This is a genomic window from Kitasatospora sp. NBC_01560, from assembly GCF_045208415.1.
Classification (GTDB): Bacteria; Actinomycetota; Actinomycetes; order Streptomycetales; family Streptomycetaceae; genus Kitasatospora.
This window is the reverse complement of the sequence record NZ_CP109364.1, coordinates 74,940-96,734: the sequence shown is the minus strand read 5'-3', so window position 1 is coordinate 96,734 and position 21,795 is coordinate 74,940. Positions and strand designations below refer to the sequence as shown.

23 protein-coding genes and 3 pseudogenes are annotated in these 21,795 nt (G+C 69.9%); 15 read left to right on the top strand and 11 right to left on the bottom strand.

All coding sequences use genetic code 11. From position 1 onward, the window contains the following. Positions 1-468: 468 nt before the first annotated feature. The 3 genes and pseudogenes from OH807_RS00415 to OH807_RS00405 form a co-directional block, all read right to left on the bottom strand. Positions 469-1,056, bottom strand: a complete 588-nt coding sequence (locus OH807_RS00415) for a hypothetical protein (protein ID WP_406211454.1) — start codon at positions 1,054-1,056, stop codon at positions 469-471. 396 nt (positions 1,057-1,452) lie between these two features. Next, a pseudogene (locus OH807_RS00410) lies at positions 1,453-1,623 on the bottom strand (papain-like cysteine protease family protein); the annotation flags it as partial. Positions 1,624-1,707: 84 nt separating this feature from the next. Beyond that, positions 1,708-3,087, bottom strand: coding sequence for a PLP-dependent aminotransferase family protein (locus tag OH807_RS00405; RefSeq protein ID WP_406192157.1), 1,380 nt, complete (start codon positions 3,085-3,087; stop codon positions 1,708-1,710). Between the two features lie 110 nt (positions 3,088-3,197). Between OH807_RS00405 and OH807_RS00400 the strand changes: the two genes are divergently transcribed. Together OH807_RS00400 and OH807_RS00395 are read left to right on the top strand one after the other, a co-directional pair. Further along, the gene (locus tag OH807_RS00400; protein WP_406192154.1) at positions 3,198-4,448 is read left to right on the top strand and encodes an MFS transporter; all 1,251 of its coding nucleotides are present in this window, start codon (positions 3,198-3,200) and stop codon (positions 4,446-4,448) included. Positions 4,449-4,540: 92 nt separating this feature from the next. Continuing rightward, positions 4,541-5,533, top strand: a complete 993-nt coding sequence (locus OH807_RS00395; protein WP_406192151.1) for a hypothetical protein — start codon at positions 4,541-4,543, stop codon at positions 5,531-5,533. Between the two features lie 250 nt (positions 5,534-5,783). On the opposite strand, the gene OH807_RS00390 is transcribed toward OH807_RS00395, so the two are convergent. Both OH807_RS00390 and OH807_RS00385 read right to left on the bottom strand, forming a co-directional pair. Beyond that, positions 5,784-6,401 carry a dihydrofolate reductase family protein gene (locus tag OH807_RS00390; protein WP_406192148.1) on the bottom strand — a complete coding sequence of 206 codons (618 nt, stop codon included), beginning with the start codon at positions 6,399-6,401 and terminating at the stop codon, positions 5,784-5,786. Positions 6,402-6,476: 75 nt separating this feature from the next. Beyond that, positions 6,477-7,319, bottom strand: coding sequence for a helix-turn-helix domain-containing protein (locus OH807_RS00385; RefSeq protein WP_406192145.1), 843 nt, complete (start codon positions 7,317-7,319; stop codon positions 6,477-6,479). Between the two features lie 201 nt (positions 7,320-7,520). On the opposite strand from OH807_RS00385, the gene OH807_RS00380 reads away from it, so the two are divergent. The 3 genes from OH807_RS00380 to OH807_RS00370 all read left to right on the top strand — a co-directional run bounded on the left by OH807_RS00380 (position 7,521) and on the right by OH807_RS00370 (position 9,309). Next, entirely contained in the window at positions 7,521-7,937 is a 417-nt protein-coding gene (locus OH807_RS00380) for a helix-turn-helix domain-containing protein (protein WP_406192142.1), read from the top strand. Further along, complete coding sequence (locus tag OH807_RS00375) at positions 7,934-8,551, top strand: IS630 family transposase (RefSeq protein WP_406192139.1); 618 nt, start codon at positions 7,934-7,936, stop codon at positions 8,549-8,551. The genes OH807_RS00380 and OH807_RS00375 overlap by 4 nt, the downstream gene beginning before the upstream one ends. A 212-nt stretch (positions 8,552-8,763) precedes the next feature. After that, positions 8,764-9,309, top strand: coding sequence for a hypothetical protein (locus OH807_RS00370; RefSeq protein ID WP_406192137.1), 546 nt, complete (start codon positions 8,764-8,766; stop codon positions 9,307-9,309). Here the strand turns inward: OH807_RS00370 and OH807_RS00365 are convergent. Both OH807_RS00365 and OH807_RS00360 read right to left on the bottom strand, forming a co-directional pair. Further along, the gene (locus OH807_RS00365; protein WP_406192134.1) at positions 9,266-10,057 is read right to left on the bottom strand and encodes an IS5 family transposase; all 792 of its coding nucleotides are present in this window, start codon (positions 10,055-10,057) and stop codon (positions 9,266-9,268) included. The two genes, OH807_RS00370 and OH807_RS00365, sit on opposite strands and share 44 nt — an antisense overlap. Before the next feature lie 357 nt (positions 10,058-10,414). Next, positions 10,415-11,533, bottom strand: a complete 1,119-nt coding sequence (locus OH807_RS00360; protein WP_406192131.1) for a hypothetical protein — start codon at positions 11,531-11,533, stop codon at positions 10,415-10,417. A 991-nt stretch (positions 11,534-12,524) separates the two neighbouring features. Between OH807_RS00360 and OH807_RS00355 the strand changes: the two genes are divergently transcribed. From OH807_RS00355 to OH807_RS00335, 5 genes are all read left to right on the top strand, one after another. Further along, positions 12,525-12,980, top strand: coding sequence for a hypothetical protein (locus tag OH807_RS00355; RefSeq protein WP_406192128.1), 456 nt, complete (start codon positions 12,525-12,527; stop codon positions 12,978-12,980). A 69-nt stretch (positions 12,981-13,049) separates the two neighbouring features. Beyond that, the gene (locus OH807_RS00350) at positions 13,050-13,307 is read left to right on the top strand and encodes a hypothetical protein (RefSeq protein WP_406192126.1); all 258 of its coding nucleotides are present in this window, start codon (positions 13,050-13,052) and stop codon (positions 13,305-13,307) included. A 55-nt stretch (positions 13,308-13,362) separates the two neighbouring features. Then, complete coding sequence (locus OH807_RS00345) at positions 13,363-13,530, top strand: hypothetical protein (RefSeq protein ID WP_406211453.1); 168 nt, start codon at positions 13,363-13,365, stop codon at positions 13,528-13,530. A 259-nt stretch (positions 13,531-13,789) separates the two neighbouring features. Next, positions 13,790-14,050, top strand: coding sequence for a DUF4158 domain-containing protein (locus tag OH807_RS00340; RefSeq protein ID WP_360268515.1), 261 nt, complete (start codon positions 13,790-13,792; stop codon positions 14,048-14,050). Positions 14,051-14,088: 38 nt separating this feature from the next. Then, positions 14,089-14,517 (top strand): recombinase family protein, encoded by a 429-nt coding sequence (locus tag OH807_RS00335; protein ID WP_406192123.1) that lies wholly within the window; start codon positions 14,089-14,091, stop codon positions 14,515-14,517. A 61-nt stretch (positions 14,518-14,578) separates the two neighbouring features. Here OH807_RS00335 and OH807_RS00330 read toward each other — a convergent pair whose 3' ends face one another. Continuing rightward, the gene (locus OH807_RS00330; RefSeq protein ID WP_360268509.1) at positions 14,579-15,208 is read right to left on the bottom strand and encodes a helix-turn-helix domain-containing protein; all 630 of its coding nucleotides are present in this window, start codon (positions 15,206-15,208) and stop codon (positions 14,579-14,581) included. A gap of 81 nt (positions 15,209-15,289) precedes the next feature. Between OH807_RS00330 and OH807_RS00325 the strand changes: the two genes are divergently transcribed. Genes OH807_RS00325 through OH807_RS00315 form a run of 3 tightly spaced genes read left to right on the top strand, consistent with a single transcriptional unit; the run spans position 15,290 to position 17,970 of the window. After that, positions 15,290-16,042, top strand: a complete 753-nt coding sequence (locus OH807_RS00325; RefSeq protein WP_406192120.1) for an MBL fold metallo-hydrolase — start codon at positions 15,290-15,292, stop codon at positions 16,040-16,042. Positions 16,043-16,065: 23 nt separating this feature from the next. Further along, complete coding sequence (locus tag OH807_RS00320; RefSeq protein WP_406192117.1) at positions 16,066-16,710, top strand: NAD(P)-dependent oxidoreductase; 645 nt, start codon at positions 16,066-16,068, stop codon at positions 16,708-16,710. A gap of 3 nt (positions 16,711-16,713) precedes the next feature. Next, on the top strand, positions 16,714-17,970 hold the full coding sequence (locus OH807_RS00315; protein ID WP_406192114.1) for a multidrug effflux MFS transporter: 1,257 nt from the start codon (positions 16,714-16,716) through the stop codon (positions 17,968-17,970). Here the strand turns inward: OH807_RS00315 and OH807_RS00310 are convergent. The 3 genes and pseudogenes from OH807_RS00310 to OH807_RS00300 form a co-directional block, all read right to left on the bottom strand. After that, positions 17,951-18,318 (bottom strand): annotated as a pseudogene (locus OH807_RS00310) (transposase); the annotation flags it as partial. The gene OH807_RS00315 and the pseudogene OH807_RS00310 sit on opposite strands and share 20 nt — an antisense overlap. 285 nt (positions 18,319-18,603) lie before the next feature. Next, a pseudogene (locus OH807_RS00305) lies at positions 18,604-18,819 on the bottom strand (IS110 family transposase); the annotation flags it as partial. 210 nt (positions 18,820-19,029) lie between these two features. Next, positions 19,030-19,602: a TetR/AcrR family transcriptional regulator C-terminal ligand-binding domain-containing protein gene (locus OH807_RS00300; RefSeq protein WP_406192111.1), complete on the bottom strand. Its 573-nt coding sequence runs from the start codon at positions 19,600-19,602 to the stop codon at positions 19,030-19,032. 105 nt (positions 19,603-19,707) lie between these two features. Between OH807_RS00300 and OH807_RS00295 the strand changes: the two genes are divergently transcribed. Together OH807_RS00295 and OH807_RS00290 are read left to right on the top strand one after the other, a co-directional pair. Beyond that, entirely contained in the window at positions 19,708-20,931 is a 1,224-nt protein-coding gene (locus tag OH807_RS00295; protein ID WP_406192108.1) for an alpha/beta fold hydrolase, read from the top strand. A gap of 57 nt (positions 20,932-20,988) precedes the next feature. Then, entirely contained in the window at positions 20,989-21,393 is a 405-nt protein-coding gene (locus tag OH807_RS00290; protein WP_406192105.1) for a nuclear transport factor 2 family protein, read from the top strand. Positions 21,394-21,795 lie beyond the last annotated feature (402 nt).

Sequence of the window (21,795 nt, the reverse complement as noted above, 5' to 3'; positions counted from 1 at the left end):
TGTGCCCTGCAGGCCACGGACCACAGAGCTTGTGAAGCGTGTGGACGGCGACCCGTCGGTGACCCGTACTGGCGGGCCGCGCTGGACGTCAGCGTCGGGACGGAATCCGGGGCCTCTGCTTGCTCGCGGTCGGTGTGTGCTGCGACCGCACCAGCATCCGGTGCATCGGCGTTGCGGCAGCGCAGGTAGTGGTGCAGCGTGCCGGTCTGGACCGGATGGTTCGGGTGACTGGCGCGGGTGGGTGTGACCTCTCGCAGGGGTCCGCAGTGCGCCTCGATCGAGTTCGCCCAGGAGGCGTTGGCCGGAGTGAAACACGGGTGGACGTTGTTGTGCCGCCGTTCCACCGGTGGAGTGGCATCGGTCGATCGGCGTGTCCCGGCTCGGCAGGACCCGGAACCCCTAACCCGGCTATCGGCCTGTACCGGAGGAGGCGGGGTCGGGGTTCCGGGTCCTGGGTGAAGGCCGGGGTCAGGCGCCGGTGTTGCGCCTGCGGCGGAGGGCGAAGACACCGCCCGCGAGCGCCAGGGCGGCGCTCGAACCGCCGACGAGTGCGGGCGTCGAGGAGGAGGTGTTTTCCGTCGTCGCCACAGGGCCGTAGCCGCCGGACAGACCAGTGGTGTCGTACTCCGAGCCGGGCAGCTTGTCGGCGTAGCGGGCCTTCAGCAGCTTCTGGTAGTCGCTCAGTGACACCGACGACCGGCCGTCCAGGCCCTGCCGTGCCTGATCGTTGAGCGGTTCGACCGTGGTGAGCTTGAGCTGGTACCAGCCGCGGATCTGCGGCTCGTTGAAAACGAGGGTCCCCACCGTGGCCCTGCCCGCGTACGCGGCGTCGGTGTCGCCGTCGCGCACGGCTGCCAGGTGCCAGCCGCCGCCCTGGGTAAGGGCGAGCATGACGGTGGCGTTCCGCCCGTTGACCGGGGCGTTCAGTGCGGAGACCAGATAGCTCAGCCTGACTGCTTCGGCAGGAATCGGGAGGGACGTTCCGGCGGCGAAGCCGGGGGTGATCTCGTTGAGGGCCAGTGGGTCGTTGACCGTGAACCCAGCACGCCCTCGCACGGATCGGCCGTCTCGGGGATCGTCTGCGCAGTTCCGGGGCCGTCGCCCTGGGGCACCGGAACGCTCAGGAATCGGCAGACGGCGTTGCGGACATCGGCCGACTTCACCAGGTCGAGGGCGGCCCGGTAGTCCGGGATGTCCGCGGGGAGCGGGTCCATGAGGGCGACCGCCCGGGCGGGACCGGCGACGGACAGGAGTGCGGACGCACCCAGGACCAGGACGGCGCCCAGGCGGGGGATCCGGTAGGCCGGGGCCACCCTGCCGGACATTCTTGCTTTGTGCATGCCGCCCGCCTTGACGGGAGATGCCGATCCGGGAGTGGGTCCACTTGAACGAGCTGTTGCTGACGTAGTCGTTGTAGTCCCACCACGTGTAGGCGGCGGTGTCCGGCCACGGGTCGGCGACGCCGATGGTGTTGTTCGACGTGTCGAAGCCGTAGACGACGTTCATGTGGCCACCGCCGGACGTCCAGCCGATGCGGGCGGCGACCGGCCGGGCTGCCTTGACGTCGGTGTAGACCTGGTTGAACGTGGCCGCGTTGCTGAGGCCCGAGCCGGGACTGGCCATGCCGAGGCTGCTCCAGCCCTTGGCCATGTCGCCGAGTGTGGCGGGCTCGTTGGAACCGTTCGCCGCCTTGCGCGTGCCAGCCGCCTACCGGCGGGTCGTCTCCTGTCCGGTCAGTACGGCGACCGCGCGGGTCAGGGTCTCGTGGGTCGCCGTGTAGGGGAGCCGAAGGTAGTGGGTGAGGGTGCGGTCGGCGGAGAAGGTCGGCCCGGGTGACAGCTTCAGGCCCTGGCCGGCTGCGCGGGTGGCCAGGGCGGTGGCCGTTGTGCCGTGCAGCCGGAGCCACAGGCACAGACCGCCCGGCGGCAGTGTGAAGCTCCACTCGCCCGCGCCCTCCAGCAAGGCCGCGAGGTGGTCGCGCTGGGCGCGGAGCCGGTCCCGCCGGTCGCGCCGCAGGTCCTGCAGGTCGGCCAGGAGCTCGCAGGCGATGAGCTGCTCGAGCGGCGGTGGTGACAGTCGCGCTTGGAGTGGGTTGTGCAGGAGCTCGCGGATGCGGGCGGCATCGGTACGCAGCCAGCCGACGCGCAGGCCGCCCCAGACGAGTTTGCCCATCGAGCCGATGGCGACCACGGCCCTGCCGGCCAGGTGCGGGACGGGCTCCGGTGGAGTGCGCAGGTCCAGGTCGCGCAGGGTTTCGTCGGCGATGACCGTCATGTCGTTGCGGGACGCCAGTGCGGCCACGTGGTCGCGCTGGTCGGCGGGCATGAGGGCACCGGTGGGGTTGTGGAAGTCCGGTGTCAGGTAGGCCAATCCCGGCCGCACCGTCTTCACGGTGTGGGCGAAGCGGGCCGGATCCCATCCGTCGGAGGTGACGGGCGAGGCCGCCAGCCGGGCGCGTCGGCGCCGCAGGACGGCCAGTGCGCCGTGGTAGGTGGGGCTCTCCACCAGGACGGGGCGGGCACGGTCGTGCAGGTGCTCGGCCAGGAGGGTGAACGCGGCCCGGGCGCCCGAGGTGACCAGGATCTGGTCCGGGCGGGTCGGCAGGCCCTCGCGGGTGTAACGGTCGGCCAGCAGTTCCCGCAGTTGTGGTAGCCCCGCGTCGGGCTCGGCCGAGTCCATGAGCAGGGATGCCGATCGCTCCACCGCCCGCCGGGATGCCTCCAGGTAGGCGGCGTGGGGGGCGGCGGGCACCGCGCGGGTGAAGTCGAGGCCGTCCCCGTGGTCCACCGACCAGGGCGCGGTGCGCTCGGTGATCTCCGGTGGGAGCCGGACGTTGCTGCCGCTGCCGTGGTTGGTGCGCACCCAGCCGGTGTCGCGGAGCTCGGCCAGGGTGGTGACCACGGTGCCGCGGCTGACCCGGAGCGCTGCGGCGAGGGCGCGCTCGGAGGGCAGCCGGGTGCCGACCGGGATCCGTCCGTCGATGACGGCGTCCCGGACCGCCGCGGCGAGTGTCTGCGCGAGCGGTCCTGTCTCCTGGCGCCAGTTGCCCAGAACTGAGGCGATCCCGGGACTGCGGGTCTCGATCATTGGTCCAGTTTGCCAAATGTGGACCAGGACTCGGGCACCGGCGGCCCGTAGCGTCTCGGGCACCGACCCGTGAACGTGCACCGAGGAGCCGACCCTTGCATCCCCGACGAATGAGTGGCTGGCTGCGGCAGACGGCGGGCGGACTCCCGGCCGCGTTCTGGTACCTGTGGACAGCGTCGCTGGTCAACCGGACCGGCGCGGTGGCTCAGATCTACCTCGGCGTGTACCTGCTCTCGGTCCTGCACTTCGATGCCTCCTACACCGGGCTGGTCATCGGTCTGGGTGGCATCGGCACCGCCCTGGGCTCGCTGCCGGGCGGGATCATCGCCGACCGGTGGGGACGGCGCCCGGTGGTGCTCGGCGCGACCGTGCCGGCGGCGGTGACCATGCTGGCGCTGGGCTGCACGGACGACCGGGCGGCCGTTCCGGTGCTGGCGCTCCTGCTCGGGGTGTTCCTCGGTGTCGTCCGCCCGGCGTTCACCGCGTCGATCATCGACGTGGTCGCCGAGGTCGACCGGGTCCGTGCCCTGAACCTGAACTACTGGGCGTTCAACCTGGGTTCGGCAGCTGCCGCGCTGCTCGCCGGCCTGCTGGTCAGGATCGAGCCTGTGCTGCTGTTCGCGGCGAACGCCGCCGTACTGCTGTGTTCGACGCTGCTGCTGGCGCTGAAGGTCCCGGAGACCCGTCCCGCCGTGGCGGCGGCCAGGACCGGCCCGGTCGGGCTCGGCCCCGTCTTCAGAGACCGGACGTTCATGGTCTTCGTCGGGCTGACCCTGCTCGGCTGGACGATGATCGAGACCAACAAGATGCTGCCGGTCTCCATCGTCGCCGACGGGCTGGACGCGACGTCGTACGGGCAGGTCATCGTGGTCAACATGGTGCTGATCGTCGCCGGGCAGCTCATCCTGCCCGGGCTCGTGGCACGGTTCCGTCACGAGCACGTACTGGCCGCCGCGGCCGTGTTCGCCGGGGTCGGCTTCGGACTGGCCGCCCTCGCCGACACTCTGTGGGCGTACGCGCTGACGGTCGCCGTCTGGACTCTCGGTGAGATGCTGATGACGCTGGCGAGCTCCGCGGTGATCGTCCAGCTGTCGCCGCCCGACGCCCGGGGCCGGTACCAGGGCGTCTTTGGATTCGGCCCCCCGGGCGCGCTGTTCCTCGGCCCGGTCGCCGGCGGACTCGTCGCCGACCACCTCGGCACGGACACGCTGTGGGTCGGAGTGTTCTGCCTCGGTCTCGTCCTGGCGGCGGCGAACCTGGCGGCCGGGCCCGCCCGGTCCCGTCGGGTGGCGCTCCTGCAGACCGCCACCGAGGAGCGAACACGGGAACCGGCGGGCAAGGAGCTCCCCAGGGTGCCGTGATCACGGAGGAGCCCGGCCCACCGCTCCGCCCTACCCATGCTGCTGCCTGGGCTTTACCCCGGATTGTGGACACTTCTGAGAAGCTTCGCCGGTTGCGCAGGCAGGTCCGCGAGCTGGAGCTGGAGAAGGAGATCCTGCGCAAGGCGGCCGCCTGTTTTGCCAAGGAGATGGGCTGGCTTCCTGGATGCGAGGGCCGGGCGGATCGCGGAGCTGAGGGCTGGCCGCCGCGCACGCTCGGGTCCGTCCGCCGGGGCATACGCATCCTCTGCGCGATCCACGAGGTCGGCGAGCCGGTCCGGGCGTCCACCATTGCTCAGCTCACCCACACCGCGATCCCCTCCAACCACATGCTGGAGGTCTTCGAGGACCTGGACCTGCTGGTGGACGACCGGCCGGACTCCGTGCACCTCTGGTGCGACGAGCGCCTGAGCTTCCTTGCGGACGGGATCCGTGCGGAAGTCGATGCCTGGGTCTCGATCCTGCGCAACGGCAATCGGCGTCGGAGCCCCCGCGCCCGGTCCACGGTCATCACCCGGCTCGGACTGGTCCGGCCCTTCCTGCGCGAGCGAACGGCGGCCTACACCACACTGCGTCAGGTCACCCGCGACGACGTCACCACCTGGCTCTCCAATCGGCCGAACCGGGTGCAGGAAGCCAGCGCCCTGCGCAGCCTGTTCGGCGTCCTGAAGAAGGAAAAGCTGGTCTTCGCCAATCCGATGCGCGGGGTGACCGCGGGAAAGCCGCACACCTCGATTCCCGTCCCGCTCACCGACAGGAAGTCGCAGCCGTCGCCGGCGCGGCCCGCCAAGACCTCGTCCTGCGGACGGTCGTCGCGCTCGCGGGCATCCACGCGATCCGCCCGCACCTCATCCGCACCCTCCTGCGGGGCCAGGTCGATCTGGCAGGCCGCCGCCTGGACCCGGAAGGCTGGAACCGCCCGCTGGACGACTACACCGCCGAGGCGATCAGCGACTACCTCGCCTACCGGCACGAACGCTGGCCCAACAGCACCAACCCGCGCTGACCTCCGTCTGCGCGGGGAGGACCCCGAAGCTCCGCCGGTCTTGCTCCCGTGCGGCGGCTGACCCCCGCGCCGGCGGGGAGGACGTGCTGCCCGAGGCGTTCGCCTCCCGCAGCCACGACTGACCCCTGCATGCCAGGGAAGACCAGGCCGATCGGCAGGGGTACTGGCCGTACTCGCCGATCGGCAGGTACGGCCCGATGAACTCCCAATCGGCGTCAGTCAGTTGCACTCGCGTCACGCAACACGGTCTACCGGATCAGGCGCGACCACGAGGGCGAATCCCACAGATTGATCACGACCCGATACCCGTCCTAGCGGCGCACCTTGAATCTCAGGTGCAGCACCCGGTTGCCCTGGATGACCACGTGGGGATCCTCCAGCAGCTGCTGCCCGTCGAAGCTACCGAAGAAGCGCTTGCCCGACCCGAGCACCACCGGCGCCACGTCCATCGCGACCTCGTCCACAAGGCCGGTGGCGAGGATCTGGCCGCCTACTTCACCGGCGCTCACGGCGACTACCCGGTCGCCGGCGAGCTCCTGGGCCTTCTCGATCGCGGCCTTCACGCCATCGACGAAGTGGTACGGAGCCCTGGGGTGCCAGCCCTCGGGCTTGGGCCGGTGGGATACCACGACCACGTGGTCGCCCGCGGGCGGCTGGCCCTCCCAGCCGTTCACCAGGTCGAACTGGTGGCGGCCCATCACGATCACACCGATCGAGTCCCACATCGGCTGGACGTAGGCCGCCGAAACACGTGAGAGCTTGAAGCCGCCGCCACCCTGGGAGTGGTCGTAGCCCCCGTCCCCGGCGCCGGTTTCCGTGAGCTGGGTGTCCCCGCTGAAGTACCAGTCGTGGAGCGGCCCGACTTCGTCGTTCTCGTCGGCGATGAAGCCGTCTACCGACACTACGTTGTGCATGATCACTGAGCCCATGCTGGTCTCCCTAAATCTTCAGGAATGGTCACCTCCGATTGTGTGCGCCTCCAGAGGGGCTGCGCTTGTAGAAAATCAAAAAGCAGGCATCGGACCGTCGTCGGGCGGGAACTCCCGCTGGGGAGGGAACCGGCGTCTCAGCGCCAGGTACTCCGTCGGGGTGTGGCCTGTGAAGTCCTTGAACTCCTTGCCGAAGTGGGCCTGGTCGAAGTAGCCCGCGATGAGAGCGAGCTCCGACCAGTCGACCGGGCGCGTGGTGTCCACGGACCTGATCAGCTGTGCGAAGCGGTACATTCGAGCCACCTTCTTCGGGGTGACCCCGACGTTCGCCTTGAACTGCGTGGCCAGGGTGGTGCTGCTGACTCCGGCGGCGTCGCTCAGCGCACCGACGGGGACCGTGCCGTGGGAGGTCTCCAGCCATCCGCCGGTGTGCTGGACCAGGTCGAGCCCGCGCGACGGTGCCTCGATCAGGCGCGAGCGCAGCTCCTCCTCCAGGATCCGCAGCGTCTCGGCGGTGGACGTGGCCTCGCCGACCCGGTCGCGGATCCGATCCACAGACCGTTGCCACACGGCGTCGATGGGCACCCATCGGTCCCGCAGCTCGGTCGCCGGCATGTCGACGAACGCCGCCATCCCCCAAGGCTTGAAGTGCACCCCGACGAGCCTTACCCGTGTGGGGTACTCGTAAAGGAAACGCCGGGTCCATAGACCCACGAACCACCCGTCCGACACCACTTTTGGAGGCACCGAAGGGTCGGAATCCCACAGGCGGGCAGGTTCGCTCAGATTCATGACCAGGTGCGCCGACGGCATCGGCGGGACGACCATACGGCGGTGACCCGGCACCCCGCTCAGGCAGTAGATGTCGTCGATGAACCGGTCGAGCGGCGGGGCGGGCACCCGGCCGACGTACTCCATGGACCCAGTATCGCCGATCAGGTCGGCCAGCGCTAATGATCATCGAACCTCGGGCCGGCGGTGTGGGGTAGCTTGCTGTCTCGGGGCTGCCGACACGAAAGGCGCCGTGGTGAAAACCTGGTGTACCGCCGGTCCCTCCTGGCGCTGTTGGTGTCCGAGTGGGCTAGTGCCGGGGCGCGGAAGGCTCCGGCGGATCTGGTGATGCGGGCGCGGATCATCGCGCTGAGCTGGGACGGTCTGCGGGTCGCGGCGATCGCCGGGGAGCTGGGCTGCCATGCGAAGACGGTCCGCTGGTGGCTGCACCGGTTCAACGATCGGGCTCGAGGGGCTGGAGGACCGGCCGATCACGGGCCGGCCCAGGCGGCTCACCGAGCTCGAGCGGTCCCGGGGCATCGCCCTGGTCAAGCAGGTGCCGCCCGGACGGCCCGCCCGGCAGGCGAACGGGGAGTTGGTCCCTGCCGACGAGGCAGGCCCGCCGGAGTGGACGCTGGACGCTCTGGCCGAGGAGGCCCGGCGGCTGAGGATCGAGGTCGGCCGCTCACAGGTGCGGCGGATCCTCCTGACCGAGGGCGTGCGGTGGCGCCGCACCCGCTCGTGGACCCGCTCGAAGGACCGTGACTTCGAGGGAAAGAACGCGGATCATCGGCCTGTACACCCGCCCGCCCGACGACGCGACCGTGGTCTGCGCCGACGAGCTCGGGCCGGTGATCCCGCGTACCTTCCCGCCGGCACCGGGCTGGTCACCGGACGGGCACCGCATCAAGAACGAGATCGACTACTCCCGCGGGCCGGAGAAGACCTGGGTCTACGGCGGCCTGCGTGTGCGGGACGGGCAGCAGGTCACGATGTGCGCCCCGTCCCGTAACAGCGTCTTCTACCAGCAGTTCCTCCAGCTGATCGAGGATGCCAATCCCGCAGGCGACATCTACGTGGTGATCGACAACCTGTCCTCCCACAACAGTGTTGCGACCCGCGCGTGGCTGGAGGGCCATCCCCGCATCCGACATGTCTTCATCCCGGTCGGCGCCTGCTGGCTCAACCCGCAGGAGGCGTGGTGGCGTATCTTCCGCAAGGCCGCACTCGCCGGGCAGTCCTTCGCCGACCCCGACGAGATCACCCAGGCCACCAGAATCGCAACCGCCCAGCTCAACGCCCGCGCCCGACCGTGGAGATGGGGCCGGCCCGCTTCGCCAACCCGACAACTACGACGCCGCTATGTCTACCTGATTTGAGGAATCCAGCACTAGCCTGCGCGTTTCATCCGGGGTTGCGTCCGGATCATGATCGGAAAAGCGAAAGTGCCTTCTGAGCTGCAACGATGAGGCTTGTCTAAGTGGCTGTTGTCTTTCCGGGCTTGAGGGCTGCGTTTCCGCTGTTCAGGCATGGGGTCGGCGGTCTCGGGGAGTGGTGACGTGTCGTGTCGTCACTCTGGTGGAGGTCGGGGATGCCGTCGGTCGTGGGGCTGCTGGAACAGCGTGAGCGGACCGCTCGCCGTCGTGTGGACGCGCTGCGGGAGGAGGCGGACCGTATCCAGGCCGAGCTGGTCGTAGCCGAGCGGGACTGGAACGAGTGGGTCATCGCCCGTTCACGCGTCGGCGAGGTGCTGTCCCCGGGCGAAGACGACACCACCGGCCCGGACGCCGCCGAGGAGCTGCCGGATCGCGGTGAACCGCCCGTGCTGCCTGCGTCTTCGGAGGCGGCGAAGCCGAAATCGGTGGTCCCGATGTGGCGTGCGGGACTGGCCTGGTCGGCACTGTCGGCGGACTACCAGCGCATCCTGCAGATCCTCGCGGACCGTAACCGGCTCGGCCAGAGCCCGCTGACGTGTCAGGAGATGGCCGGCTGCTTCGGCCTGGACCCGGTGCCGGCGAAGATCGAGGCGTTGCGGTCGAAGGCGAAGCGGCTGACAGCGCGCGGGTGGCTGGCCGAGCCGGCGCCGGGCCGGTTCACGCTCGCGAAGGCCGTTGCCGGGCCAGGCGGCGGGTCATGAGCAGGGTCATCGACCAGTAGACCATCGCCTCCGCGCTGCCGGTGGACCGTTCGAAGTCCCGCACGAGGCGGCGGCTTCGCATCAGATGGGCGAAGAACCTCTCCACGATCCACCGCTTGGGAAGCACGACGAAGCCGCGCATGTCGTCACTGCGCTTGACGATCGCCAGGACCAGGGCGAGGACGGTGAGGCCGTACCCGACGAGGCTGCCCGTGCAGCCGCCGTCGGCCCAGACCAGCGCCAGCCGGTGGTGCGCGGTGGCGACCCGGGCGAGCAGGACCTGGGCGGCGGCGCGGTCGCCGATGTCCGCGGAGGTGACCATCACGGCGAGCAGCAGGCCGAGGGTGTCGACCACGGCGTGGCGCTTGCGGCCGTTGATGAGCTTGCCGCCGTCGAAGCCCCGGCTGTCGGCGCCGACGACGGCGTCCGCCTTGACCGACTGGGAGTCGATCACGCCCGCGCTCGGCTCCGGGTCCCGCCCGGCCTGCTCGCGGACCGTGCGGCGGAGCCGGTCGTGGAACTCTTTGACCAGGCCCAGGTCGCGCCAGCGGCGGAAGAAGGCGTAGACCCGGTCCCAGGGCGGGAAGTCGGCCGGGATGGCCCGCCACTTCGTTCCGTTGTCGACCAGGTAGCCGATCGCGTCCAGTATCGCGCGGTGGCAGTACGCCTCCGGCTGCCCGCCCCGCCCGCGCAGCCAGCCCGGCACCGGCAGCAGCGGCCGCACCACCACCCACTCCGCATCGGACATGTCCGTCGGGTAGCGGCGCGCACGGACCCCGTGGTCGGCGGCGTTCCCGAACCGGTGTGCCAGGCAGTCACACGCGAGAGTGACCGAACTGGACCCCGCTCCCGCGATGCCGTAGAACTGCGACAACAGGGCCTCCTGGACCGCTCTTTGGCGTAGACACCCTTCGAGCTACCAAGAGGCCCTGCTTTCATGCGCGACGACCGCCGCACTCACCCGATCGAGACTCCCGTTCGACCAGCACCCCTCAAGATCGGAACGACAGTAGCCACTTGGATCGGGACACCTCGCTCAGCGCAGTCGGTGGCTTCACCGCCCGGTGGGGAGTGCCTGCGCGGGGGAGGTGGGGTTCAGCGGGTGTCATAGGCGCTTCTCGACGATGGCGTGGTTGGGGAAGAGGTAGTTCTGGGCGCTGAGCCAGGTGAGGGAGGCATTGAGTGCCTCGCGCATGCCGTGGATCTGGGGGCTGTCCTCGGAGGGGGCGAAGCTTTCCCTCAGTGCTCGCCAGTTCCCCGCGTTCCCTGGGCGGCCTCCGTTGTTGTAGTGCCCCACCGTCAGTATCCCCGCCGTGGGGACCAGGATGGTGATCCCCACCTGCTGTTCCTGGAAGAACTCCTCACTGGAGGTATCCGTGCTCAGGCGGTCGTCGCGTCCACCGTGGGCGATGCTGGGTCCGTGACCGACCAACGACGAGGCACCCGCCAGCCGCTGAGGGCCGTTGTTGTTGCGGATGGTGGCGGCGAGGTTGCCGGAGAACACGGGTGCTGCGGGGATGCCGACGCTGAGCAGGTGCTCGCTGAACACGGTCCAGCCATGGTCGTCCATCCCGGTGGCCACCCCCATGATCTCCGTGCGGCCGTTGAGCGGGTTGTAACGGCTGGTCACGTCCGGGCGGGAACGGTAGACGCCGTGGGTGTCCTCGGTCCACCCGCCGAACCCCGGATATTCCGGGAGGTGAAGGTCCATCTGGGTTCCGGCGACGTGACCGTTGGTGCGGGTGACGAAGATCCCCAGGTTACTCCCGTCCGTGTCGATCACCGTCACGGAGGGCGCCATGGTGGTGTCGGCGAAACCGGGGATCGAACGCCACTCCGTCCAGCGGCCTTCGTAGGTCCCCTGCACCGTGCTGCTGTAGTAGACCTGGTGGTCGGTGCCGGTATGGAAGGCATACAGGTGTCCGCGTGCCACGATGATCTCCGGGGCCACGTAAGTGGTGCCGGCGGGACCCCTCCCGACGTTCATCCTGGAGGCCTGGCCGTTGTTGCGGGAGATCCACAACCCGTTGTCCTCACCGCGGATCAGCCGCCACTGCGTCGTGCCGTCGGTGGTGAACGCCGGGGTCGACGGGGTGCGCGCGCTCCCGCCCGAGTTCATCCAGTGTCCCTCACTCCAGGTCGCCGCTGCCGGCGGTGCGCCCGCTACCCACGTCAGGAGCAATGCCGCCAGCACCGCGACCCCCGCCCGAATTGACCCGGCCACGCCGAGCCTCCTTCCTGCCCTGCCCATGACATCCCGCCCTTGTCATTCGTCCTGAACCTCTGCACGGAGTTGCCGTACGGCCGGACATGCACCGCCCGACTCCGAACCCGACGGCCGCCATCCTCCCGGCTGCGGAAACCAGTCAGTATTCCGAGCGTGCCGGAAGGCCATGCAGGCAGCGCACAACACCTGAGTCGCCGACGTTCCCGAACCGGTGAGCCAGACAGTCACGCGCAAGAGTGGCCGAAGTGGACTCCACCCCAGTGATGCCGTACAAATGCGACAACAGGGCATCCTGGAAAGCTCGTTGGCTTCGACGCTATTCGAGCTGCCAAGAAGCCCTGCTCTCATGCACGGCTGTCGCCACAGTCACCCGATCGAGACTCCCGTTCGACCGGCACCCCTCAAGATCGGAACGACAACAGCCACTTAGAACGGGAAGGGTGCGTCACCTCGCCCGTGTCGATGGCGGGGGCGGCGTGGTGTCACCCCACCACCTATTATCGTCAGATGGACGATAATAGGTGGGGCTGACCAACCATCACCGAACCGGCCAGCCACCGCGATACACTGCCCATCGGCAGCGCGCCTGCCAGCGTCCGATCCGATGCGCCCACGCAGCATCGCGAACCTGACGACCAAGGGTCTACAACTCGCGCGACGCAGAACCGTGTCCACGGCGAACACCCGGCCGGATGCGTGGGACCCGGCTCGGAAGAGACCGTGATGACCGCTGACCGCGCCCGCAAGCAGGCCGCCCGAGAGCTCAAGGCCGTCACAGGCGAGCCCTACAACAGCGCCCGGCGCCGGACCCAGCACCCCAAGCTGACCGCCATCTGTGACACCTGCACCGCGCCCGTCGCCGACGGCATCCTCTGGATCCCCAAGGCCGAACCTTGCCCGGGCGGAACCCGCTCTCCAGGCGTTCAAGCAGCAGCAGACCCAGCGGTTCGTCGCCCTCAGTGACTACCCGGAACTCGCCCGCTGGCGCGTGGACCACCACACCTGCGCCGGTCCCGACGACGCGGCCTACGCCATCGAGCTCCACCGCGTCCGCAACTGGCCCAACCTCATCAACTGGACCGCCCACCTCATGGGCAAGGTCTGGCTGTCCAGCACCGACTGGCACCGGCTCCTCAAGGACGCCGTCAACGCCGCCGGCCACGTGACCGCCCTGCTGCGCCACACCGCGGAGACCTTCCGGCTGGCGCGGGTGCGGGGCGAGGTGCGACTGGACCTGCAGACCACCGCCCGACTGTACGACTGCCTGGTGCAGTACGCCGCCGACCTCGACGCCTCCTTCGCCCACGCCGATGCGCACGGGCAGCCCGGCCCGGGCTCGGTGACGGACCGCGCGCGGGCGGACGAACTCGCGCGGTACCTGGCCGAGGTGACCGGCGCCTACCTCGCTGCCGGCGAGTCCTCTCCGGCACCGGCCGCCTGCTGACCCTCGCACCCAACCCAACCGTCCTGGGTCCGTACCGGCAGGGACGGGCCCGCTTCCCGAAGGAGACGAGTGACCACCACCCACACCACCCAGCAGCCGCCGAAGATCTCCTGGTACGCACAGTGGGAATGCGGCTGCGGAGACGGCGGGGACGAGCTCTTCGAGGACGGCACCCTGGTCGACGCCGACCACGACTGCGACGAGGAAGGCGGCGGCGAGATCAGCTGGGAGGGCCGCGCCGAGTGCACCTGCCGCTGGTCCTTGGAGACCCAGTTCGACGACGGCGACTACGTCGAGGCGGACCACGACTGCGCCACCGACCAGTAGCACCCTCGTTCTCGTCTCCGCAGGCACCCCTTGGACCACACCACCGGAGGAACCAGTGTCATACCCGCAACTGCTCACCCCCGAGGAGAAGCTCGCCGACGCGGAGAAGCTGTTGAGCCTCCCGCGTATCGTCGTGATCTGTGGCTCCACCCGCTTCATGGCCGAGATGACCGAGGCCGATCTGCGGGGGACCACAGCCGGAAAAATCCGACCAGTTCGCTGAATCCCGGAGGGCTGAGACGACGAACCCGCTGGCCTTCGCGGCAGCAACTGCCAGTTACCAGCGGGTTCGCCCGGTACTCGAGGATCTGGCGTCCGCAGAAGACATTCGTAGGGGAGGTTACGAACCATTCCAGTTCGGCCCCGGTGTCCTATCCGTGACCCACGGTGCAAAGTAGCTGCCGCTGACCTCCGACCTCCCGTTGCTTCGGGCCCCGCCTGTTCGTTAGGCCGAACGAGTAGTCGGTGGAGGGTAGGGGTTCATACGCCGGGAGTGGTCGCCCGAGGACGTGGTGGCGTGTTGGACGCCGGTGGGGAGTGACTGGGACCTGGTCGCGAACAAGTCGGGCCCGACCCGGCTCGGCTTCGTGCTGATGCTGAAGTATTTCGAGCTGGAGGGCCGGTTCCCCCAGTTCCTGGAGGAGTTCCCCCCGGCCGCGGTCGACTACGTCGCCGACGTGGTCAAGGTGCCGGGAGGGGACCTGGCGAAGTACGACCTGTCGTCCCGCTGCGCCCCGAGCTGAAGGCGTGCCACGCCTTCCTCGACCCCGGCGACACCCTCGTGGTCCCCTCGCTTGACCGCTATGGCCGCAGCCTCCAGGACCTCATCAACATGGTCGCCGAGCTGCGCGAGCGCGGGATCGGCTTCACCTCGCTGCACGAGAACCTGGACACCACCACCCCCGGCGGCCGGCTCGTCTTCCACGTCTTCGCCGCCCTCGCGGAGTTCATCCGCGAACTCATCGTCATCGGCACCAACGAGGGCCTGGCCGCAGCCCGCGCCCGGGGCCGCGTCGGCGGACGCCCCACAGTCGCCACCGAGGAAGTCATCCGGGCCGCACGCGACCTGCTACCCGACCCCGGCCGCTCCATCACCTCGATCGCCAAGCTGCTCGACGTTTCCCCGGGTACCCTGTACAACCACATCCCCGACCTACGCGAACTGCGCGCGGGCGCCGGCCCCCGCCAGCTCGAAGCCCCCGCGAAGTAGCCCAGCACGAGCAAGATCAATCTCAGCGGCACTTTCTGTACGGCAACTACTCACACCCGGATCAGCGGGGCAGGATGCGCAGTACTGCCTCGTGTTCGCCGCTGAGCCGCAGGCCTTGCTGTACTGCGGCGCTCAGATCGAGGTCGCCGAGCAGGGTCGCGGCCAGCAGGTGCGGCGGTCCGGTCAGGGACGCGGTGGGGTGGTCGACCCGGCCGGCGTGGGTGTGCACCGAGCCGTCCTTGACTTCGATGACCAGGTCTTCGTTGCCGTCGGCGTGCAGTTGCAGGGCGATTGCCGGTTGGTCGGGGCGGTGGTCGGTCAGTGCCCGGGCGGGCATGTCCAGCCAGTGGGTGCGGAAGGTGTCGCTGCCGCCCGGCTCACGCAACAGCGGCACGCCCCACCGGCTCAGCTCCTGCAGCACCGGCTCCAGCGCGCGGCCACGCTCGGTGAGGGAGAACAGGGTGGTGGCCACCGGCGGCGGGGCGGCCTCGCGGTGGATCAGGCCGGCTTCCTCGAGTTCGCGGAGCCGGTCGACCAGCAGGTTGCTGGCGATCCCGGGCAGCCCGTTGCGCAGGTCGGTGTGCCGGCAAGGACCCAGGGCGAGCAGTTCACGGACGATCAGCAGGGTCCATCGGTCGCCGATGGTGTCCAGTGCTTTCGCGATGCCGCAGTACTGCCCGTAGGTGCGCATGCCAGCACTCTACCTCGGAGCGTTGAGATTCAAAACTCGCTTGTTGACTTTCTCAACAAGGTCGGTCTAGCGTCGCTGCCCATGACTCCCACCCTTTCCGTGCGGCGGTTGGCCTGGGCCGGCGTCGAGATCCGTCTCGGCGACACCCGCCTGCTGATCGACCCGCTCGAGAACGTCGCTCCGCTGGCGCCGGTGATGGGGCCGCCGCACCGGCCGGTCGACCCGGTCGACACCCCGCCCGGCACCCACGCCCTCATCACCCACCTGCACCCCGACCACTACGACCACGACCTGATCGCCCGGATCGCGGCCACCGGCACGATCGGCTGCCACACTCCCAGCGCGGCGGCGCTGCGCGAGGCGGGCATCACCCCCGTCGCCCAGGACCTGGGCCGCTCACGCCGCATCGGAGAGCTGACCGTCACCCCGGTGACCTCGCTGGACTGGCGCGGCAACGACTGCGACCAGGTCGCCTGGGTCGTCGAAGGCGCCGGCCGGCGGGTCATCCACTGCGGCGACACCCAGTGGCACGGCAGCTGGTGGCAGATCGCCCGCGATCACGGGCCGTTCGACGTCGCGTTCGTCCCGGTCAACGGCGTCATCGCCCACTTCGAGGGCTACGCGGCCAACGTCCCGGCGACCATGACCCCCGAGCAGGGCGTCGAGGCCGCCGTCGCACTCGGCGCCGGCACCGTCTGCGCCATGCACTACGGCCTGTTCCACAACCCGCCGTTCTACACCGAACAGCCCGACATCGAGCAGCGCTTCCAGCACGCCGCCGACGAGCGCGGCATCACCGCGGCCATCGTCGCCGACGGCCGGCCCGTCCTGTGACCATCGGAAACACGGAGCAACACATGAAGATCGTCCTGTTCGGTGCCAGCGGCAACATCGGCCGTCCCGCCACCGAGGAACTCCTGCGCCGCGGCCACACCGTCACCGCGGTCACCCGAGCCGGCCACCTCGACGGACTCGAGCACAAGGCCCTGACCGTGACCACCGGTGACGTCACCGACCCCGTCGCGGTCGCCGGCCTCGCGGCCTCCCACGACGCCGTGCTCTCGGCCGTCGGTCCCCGGATCGGCCAGGAGAACGACCGCGCCACGATCGTCGGTGCCGCCCGTGCGCTGATCGACGGACTGCGCCGAGCCGGCGTCACCCGCCTGGTCACCATCGGCGGTGCCGGCAGCCTGCGCACGCCGACCGGCGCCCGGGTCATGGACGACCCGGAGTTCCCCGCGCTGTGGAAGGCCAACGCCGAGGCCCAGTCCGAAGCGCTCGACCTCTACCGCGGCGTGCACGACCTCGACTGGACGTACGTGTCGCCCGCCGCGGTCATCGCAGCGGGCGAGCGGACCGGGGCCTACCGCAGCGCCGGCGACACCCTGCTCACCGACCACGACGGCAACAGCCGCATCTCGTACGCCGACTACGCGATCGCCTTGGCCGACACGATCGAGAGCGGCACCGCGATCCGCCGCCGCATCACCGTGGCCTACTGAGCCATGAGCAACGACGCCGCCGGCCGGCACACCCGATTCATCGTCCTGCTCGCAGCGCTCGTGGCCCTGGGACCACTGTCCATCGACGGCTACCTGCCCGGACTGCCGGACCTTGCCGGCGACCTGCGCGCCGGCGCCGCGGCCACCCAGCTCACCATCACCGCCTGTCTGGCCGGGCTGGCCGTCGGGCAGCTGATCGCCGGGCCGCTGAGCGACACCTACGGCCGGCGGCGTCCGTTGCTGGCGGGCCTCGCCCTCTACACGATCGCCAGCGCGCTTTGCGCGGTGGCGCCCGACGTCCGGACCTTCGTCGGCCTGCGTCTGGTCCAGGGCATCGGCGGGGCGTTCGGCATCGTCATCGCCAACGCCATGGTCCGCGACCGCACCTCCGGAACCAGCACCGCACGTCTCTTCTCCGCACTGACCTTGATCACCGGCCTGGCGCCGGTGTTCGCGCCGGTCCTCGGCGGCCAGCTGCTGCGTGTCACGGCCTGGCCTGGAATCTTCGTGGCCTTGGCCGTACTCGGCGCCGTGATGCTGGCGGCCTCCGCCGCAGGACTGCCGGAGACCCGGCCCTCCGCGTCACGCCAGCCGCTGCTGGCTGTCGTCGGGCAGCTGCTCAGCGACCGGGTCTTCACCGGGTACGTCCTGGCCAACGGCCTGGTCTTCGCGGCGATGTTCGCCTACATCTCCGGCTCGCCGTTCGTCCTGCAGGAAATCCACGGCCTGTCACCGCAGCAGTACAGCGCCGTGTTCGCCGTCAACGCCGCCGGACTCATTGCGGCCGCCCAGATCAGCGGCCGGCTGGTGGCCCGGGCCGGCGCCCGCGTGCTGCTGCTCGCCGGTCTGCTGGGCGCGACAGCCGGTGGCACCACGGTCCTGGGCGCGGTGCTGACACGGGCACCCCTGCCCGTGCTCCTGATCGGCCTGTTCGTCCTGGTCTCCAGCGTGGGCCTGGTCATGCCGAACGCCGCGGCCCAGGCCCTTGCCCACCACGGCGGACACGCCGGGTCGGCCGCCGCTCTGCTCGGCTTCAGCCAGTTCATGTTCGGCGGGGCACTTGCTCCGCTGGCCGGCGCGGGTGGCGCCACCGACGCCTTGCCGATGGGAATCATCGTCGCCGTGCTGCCGGCGCTCGCTCTGCTCACACTCGGCGTCCTCACCCGGTCGATGCCCGGTGAGCGCACTCGCAGGCCGGCTCGCCAAGGACCTGCCGGGCACCGGCGACCGCGCCGGCACCCACGCGGATCTTCTCCATGACCGGCTCGAACTGGGTGCAGTCCGCCCGCTGTCCGGGTGTGACCAGCAGCGACAGCGGGCGGCAACGGCCATCCGCGCTCAGGTGGACCTTGGTGGTGAAGCCGCCGCGCGAGCGGCCCAGGCCCTCACCTGGAGCACCACCTCCTCCAGATGGCCTGCCAGGCCTGTCCACGCCGGATCGATCTGATGTTCCGTCACGGTCGCCCCCTTTGAGGCGACCTGCGGCGGGGCAGCCTTGCGGGCGCCGGCGGCGTGCTGATGGGCGCGCATCACCGTGGAGTCGACCGAGACATCCCAGTCGATGGATCCCTCGGCGTCTGCGACGGCCTGGACCTGCTGCAAGGGTCGCTTCCCTGCTGGACCGGATCGCGGCCACGGCCGACGCCACGACCTGCCTGGTCGCCTGGGTATGCCTGGCCGCCAGCGAGACCTTCGGCGCCCTGCCCGAAGACCTGACCGACAACCCGTGGCTCCCGGCACCCTGGCGCGAGATCGCCACCGCCTACGAACGCACCCTGTCCCCGGAGACGGTCGCCGACCTGTGCGCGGCGATGACCGCCGAGCAGCGGCGAGAGGCAGGTTGACCCGTCTCATCGAAGTTTGACGAGGCTCACCGATTCCTAATGCCGTATGTCAAGCCGCGAGGGTTACCGGCGGGGCTGGCTGGTAGCACCGTTGGTCGCGCAGGAGTGCCCAGATGACGTTGACCCGGCGGTGGGCAGCTAGGGCGAGGACGGCTTGGGTGTGGCGCTTGCCCTCGGCGCGCTTGCGGTCGTAGAAGCGCCGTGATTCCTCGCAGTTGCGGATGCTGATCAGCGCGGAGGTGTAGAAGACCCGTTGGACGAGCCTGGTCTGCTGGTCTTGTACGGAACGTGGGAAGGCACGCTTCGACACTGTCGCCCGGGAGGGAGGCGAGAGGGAGCTCCCCAAGCGGCTGAACCGCAAGCGGTTCTGACGGTCCGTTCCCCGGTGGAAGGTGTTGACCTGGCTGTTGGGCCGGCCGAGACCACCTCCTGGTGGTCGACTCCCTGATGTGGCACGCCCCCTTATGACCAACGGTCAGTTGTCGAGCAGTCGGTTCACGAGGAGTTCGGGGTAGCCGGTGGCCGGTGGGTCGATGCCGAAGATCGCCCGTAGGTAGAACGGTGCGATGAGCTGGTCGAGGATCTGTTCCAGGGGTGGTGGGTTCTCGCCGCGGGCGGTGGCCCGTCGGCGGATCTGTTCGATGGAGTGCGTCCGGCGCTGGAAGTGCTGCGCACGCTCGTCCTGGGCGTGGGTGCTGTTGGGCATGGACAGGATGACGGCGCGGACGAGGGCGCGTCCTTCGGGTGTGCGGATGCTCGTGGCGCTGGCCTGGGCCCAGGCGAGGAGGTCGCCGCGCAGGGTGCCGGTGTCGTTCAGCGGTGAGTCGCGTTCCAGGCGGGTGGTGACCGTGTCGGCCAGGAGTGCGTCGAGGCTGCCCCAGCGCCGGTAGACGCTGGTGTGGTTGACGCCGGCGCGTTGCGCGATGGCGGGGATGCCGAGTTCGGCGCCCTGCGGGTCGCAGAGCAGGTCGATGACCGCTTGGTGGACGGCCGCGCGGACCTGTTCGGGGCTCTTGCGGATGCGTTCGGTCGGTTGTTTCGGAGTCACCCCCTCACCCTACGCCCCAAGCACAGATATTTGCTTAAAGGTGCCTCGAGGGTCTACAGTCCTCATCACAAGCACAGATCAGTGCTTAATGCCGAGGAGGTTGTCATGAAGAACCTGCTGTTCCCGAACAACACCCAGTTCTGGTACGAGACCCTGCGCTCGATGAGCCACATCGCCTACGGCGGCGCCGACTTCGGCGAGGTCGTCGCCACCGGCGAGCGCATCGTCGAGGGCGACTACGACAGCTGGCACGACGAGTGGCTGGCCACCGCGGACCGGGTGGCCGACGAGGCCGAGCGCGCGCTGAAGGCCGGTCACCGGGTCAGCGCCCGGGACGGGTTCCTGCGGGCCTCCAACTACTACCGCTCGGCGGAGTTCTTCCTGCACGGCCACCCCTGCGACCCCCGCCACGACCACGCCTACGACCGCAGCGTGGCCTGCTTCCGGGCGGCGGCGGCCTTGTTCACCCCGGTCATCGAGCCGGTCGCCATCCCGTACGAGGGCACCACGCTGCCTGGCTACCTCTACCGGGTGGACACCACCGGCACCCCGCGCCCGACCGTGATCATGCACTCCGGCTTCGACGGCACCGCCGAGGAGATGCACTTCGGCGGCGCGCTGGCCGCCGTCGAGCGCGGCTACACCGTCCTGACCTTCGACGGCCCCGGCCAGCCCGGACCGCGCCACCACCAGGGCATGGTCTTCCGGCCCGACTGGGAGAACGTCATCACCCCCGTGATCGACTTCGCCGAGACCCTCCCGGACGTCGACAACAGCCGGATCGCGCTGCTGGGCTCCAGCATGGGCGGCCTGCTCGCCCCCAGGGCCGCGGCCTTCGAGCACCGGCTGGCCGCCTGTATAGCCGTCGACGGCGTCTTCGACCTCGGCCAGGTCTCCGTCCGCTTCACCCCCCACGACCGCGAGGAGGCCGAACGCCTCCTGCGCGCCGAGCACGCCCCCGAACTCGACACCGCCCTTGACGCGGTCATCGCCGACAACGCCACCGCCCGCTGGGCGTTCAACCACGGCATGTACGTCATGGGCGTCGACACCCCCCGCGCCTTCGGTGCCGCCTACCTCGACTACACCCTCGCCGGCGGCATCGCCGAGCGCATCCAGTGCCCCACCCTGGTCTGCGACGCCGAAGAGGACGAGTTCTTCAAGGGCCAGCCCGCACAGCTCTACGACCACCTCACCTGCCCCAAGACCCTGATGCACTTCACCGTGGCGGAGGGCGCCGGCGCCCACTGCCACCCCGGCGCCATGCGCCCGGCCCTCGCCCGCATCTACGACTGGCTCGACGACACCCTCGCCACCACCAGTGCCTGACGCCCGCCAGGCACCGCCCCGCAAACCCCCACTCGAAACCGCACTCAGGGACCTGCCATGACCCGCACCGCCCTCCACACCGACATCCGCACCGCCCTCACCGACCTGCTCCTCACCCCGGGCCTGGACCTGGAGGAGGCCGCCGAGCGCCACTTCGCCCCCGACTACCGCCAGCGCGCCGACGGCAGCTGGGCCGACCGCACCGAGTTCCTCGCCCACATCGCCCACCTGCGCACCGTCCTGGCCGGCGGCTCGGTCCAGGTCCACGACGAACTCACCGACGGCACCCGCTACGCCGACCGCCACACCATGGAGGTCGACAAGACCGACGGATCCACGGTCCGGATGGAGGTCTACCTGTTCGCCGAGTTCGCCCCCGACGGCCGCTTCCGCCGCATCGAGGAGACCACCCTCCTGGTCGAAGGCGCCGACGGTGACCGCAACCTCGGCAGCGCCCGCTGAACCACGTCACGCCGATACCCGGTGCCGATCTGTCCAGGTCGCCGTGGTCCACGACCTGTGAGCGGCCGGGACGTCATCGGCGTGACGGTCCGGGGTGGACTACGGGGCGGCCTGTCGGCGCCAGGTAGTCCGCCCCGGCCCCGCTGCCGGTCCGCCCCGGGCCCGAGCATTCGGCAGCCGGTGCACACTGGACGTCCCCCGTCTCGGTGAAGCCGGCCCGGCGCCCGGCCGCCGGGGTCAGGGGCGGCGGCCACAACCTCGGATGGCGGCCGGGAGAATGAAGTAGTCCCCAGCTGCAGGGAGTTCGAGTTTGCGCGCACCCGCCTGCGGCCTGCCGGGGCCGGTCCGGGACCGGCGGCGGGAGCCGTCGAAGGCGCGTTCCTCAACGACCCTGCCGTGTTC

What these genes read in the sequence shown, in the direction of transcription:
- OH807_RS00400 (WP_406192154.1), top strand. Translation starts at nt 3,198, where the DNA reads ATGAGTGGCTGGCTGCGGCAGACGGCGGGCGGACTCCCGGCCGCGTTC.
- OH807_RS00390 (WP_406192148.1), bottom strand. Translation starts at nt 6,401, where the DNA reads ATGGGCTCAGTGATCATGCACAACGTAGTGTCGGTAGACGGCTTCATC.
- OH807_RS00315 (WP_406192114.1), top strand. Translation starts at nt 16,714, where the DNA reads ATGAGCAACGACGCCGCCGGCCGGCACACCCGATTCATCGTCCTGCTC.
- OH807_RS00370 (WP_406192137.1), top strand. Translation starts at nt 8,764, where the DNA reads ATGCCGTCGGTCGTGGGGCTGCTGGAACAGCGTGAGCGGACCGCTCGC.
- OH807_RS00325 (WP_406192120.1), top strand. Translation starts at nt 15,290, where the DNA reads ATGACTCCCACCCTTTCCGTGCGGCGGTTGGCCTGGGCCGGCGTCGAG.
- OH807_RS00365 (WP_406192134.1), bottom strand. Translation starts at nt 10,057, where the DNA reads ATGTCCGATGCGGAGTGGGTGGTGGTGCGGCCGCTGCTGCCGGTGCCG.
- OH807_RS00405 (WP_406192157.1), bottom strand. Translation starts at nt 3,087, where the DNA reads ATGATCGAGACCCGCAGTCCCGGGATCGCCTCAGTTCTGGGCAACTGG.
- OH807_RS00380 (WP_406192142.1), top strand. Translation starts at nt 7,521, where the DNA reads ATGCGGGCGCGGATCATCGCGCTGAGCTGGGACGGTCTGCGGGTCGCG.
- OH807_RS00385 (WP_406192145.1), bottom strand. Translation starts at nt 7,319, where the DNA reads ATGGAGTACGTCGGCCGGGTGCCCGCCCCGCCGCTCGACCGGTTCATC.
- OH807_RS00330 (WP_360268509.1), bottom strand. Translation starts at nt 15,208, where the DNA reads ATGCGCACCTACGGGCAGTACTGCGGCATCGCGAAAGCACTGGACACC.
- OH807_RS00295 (WP_406192108.1), top strand. Translation starts at nt 19,708, where the DNA reads ATGAAGAACCTGCTGTTCCCGAACAACACCCAGTTCTGGTACGAGACC.
- OH807_RS00290 (WP_406192105.1), top strand. Translation starts at nt 20,989, where the DNA reads ATGACCCGCACCGCCCTCCACACCGACATCCGCACCGCCCTCACCGAC.
- OH807_RS00320 (WP_406192117.1), top strand. Translation starts at nt 16,066, where the DNA reads ATGAAGATCGTCCTGTTCGGTGCCAGCGGCAACATCGGCCGTCCCGCC.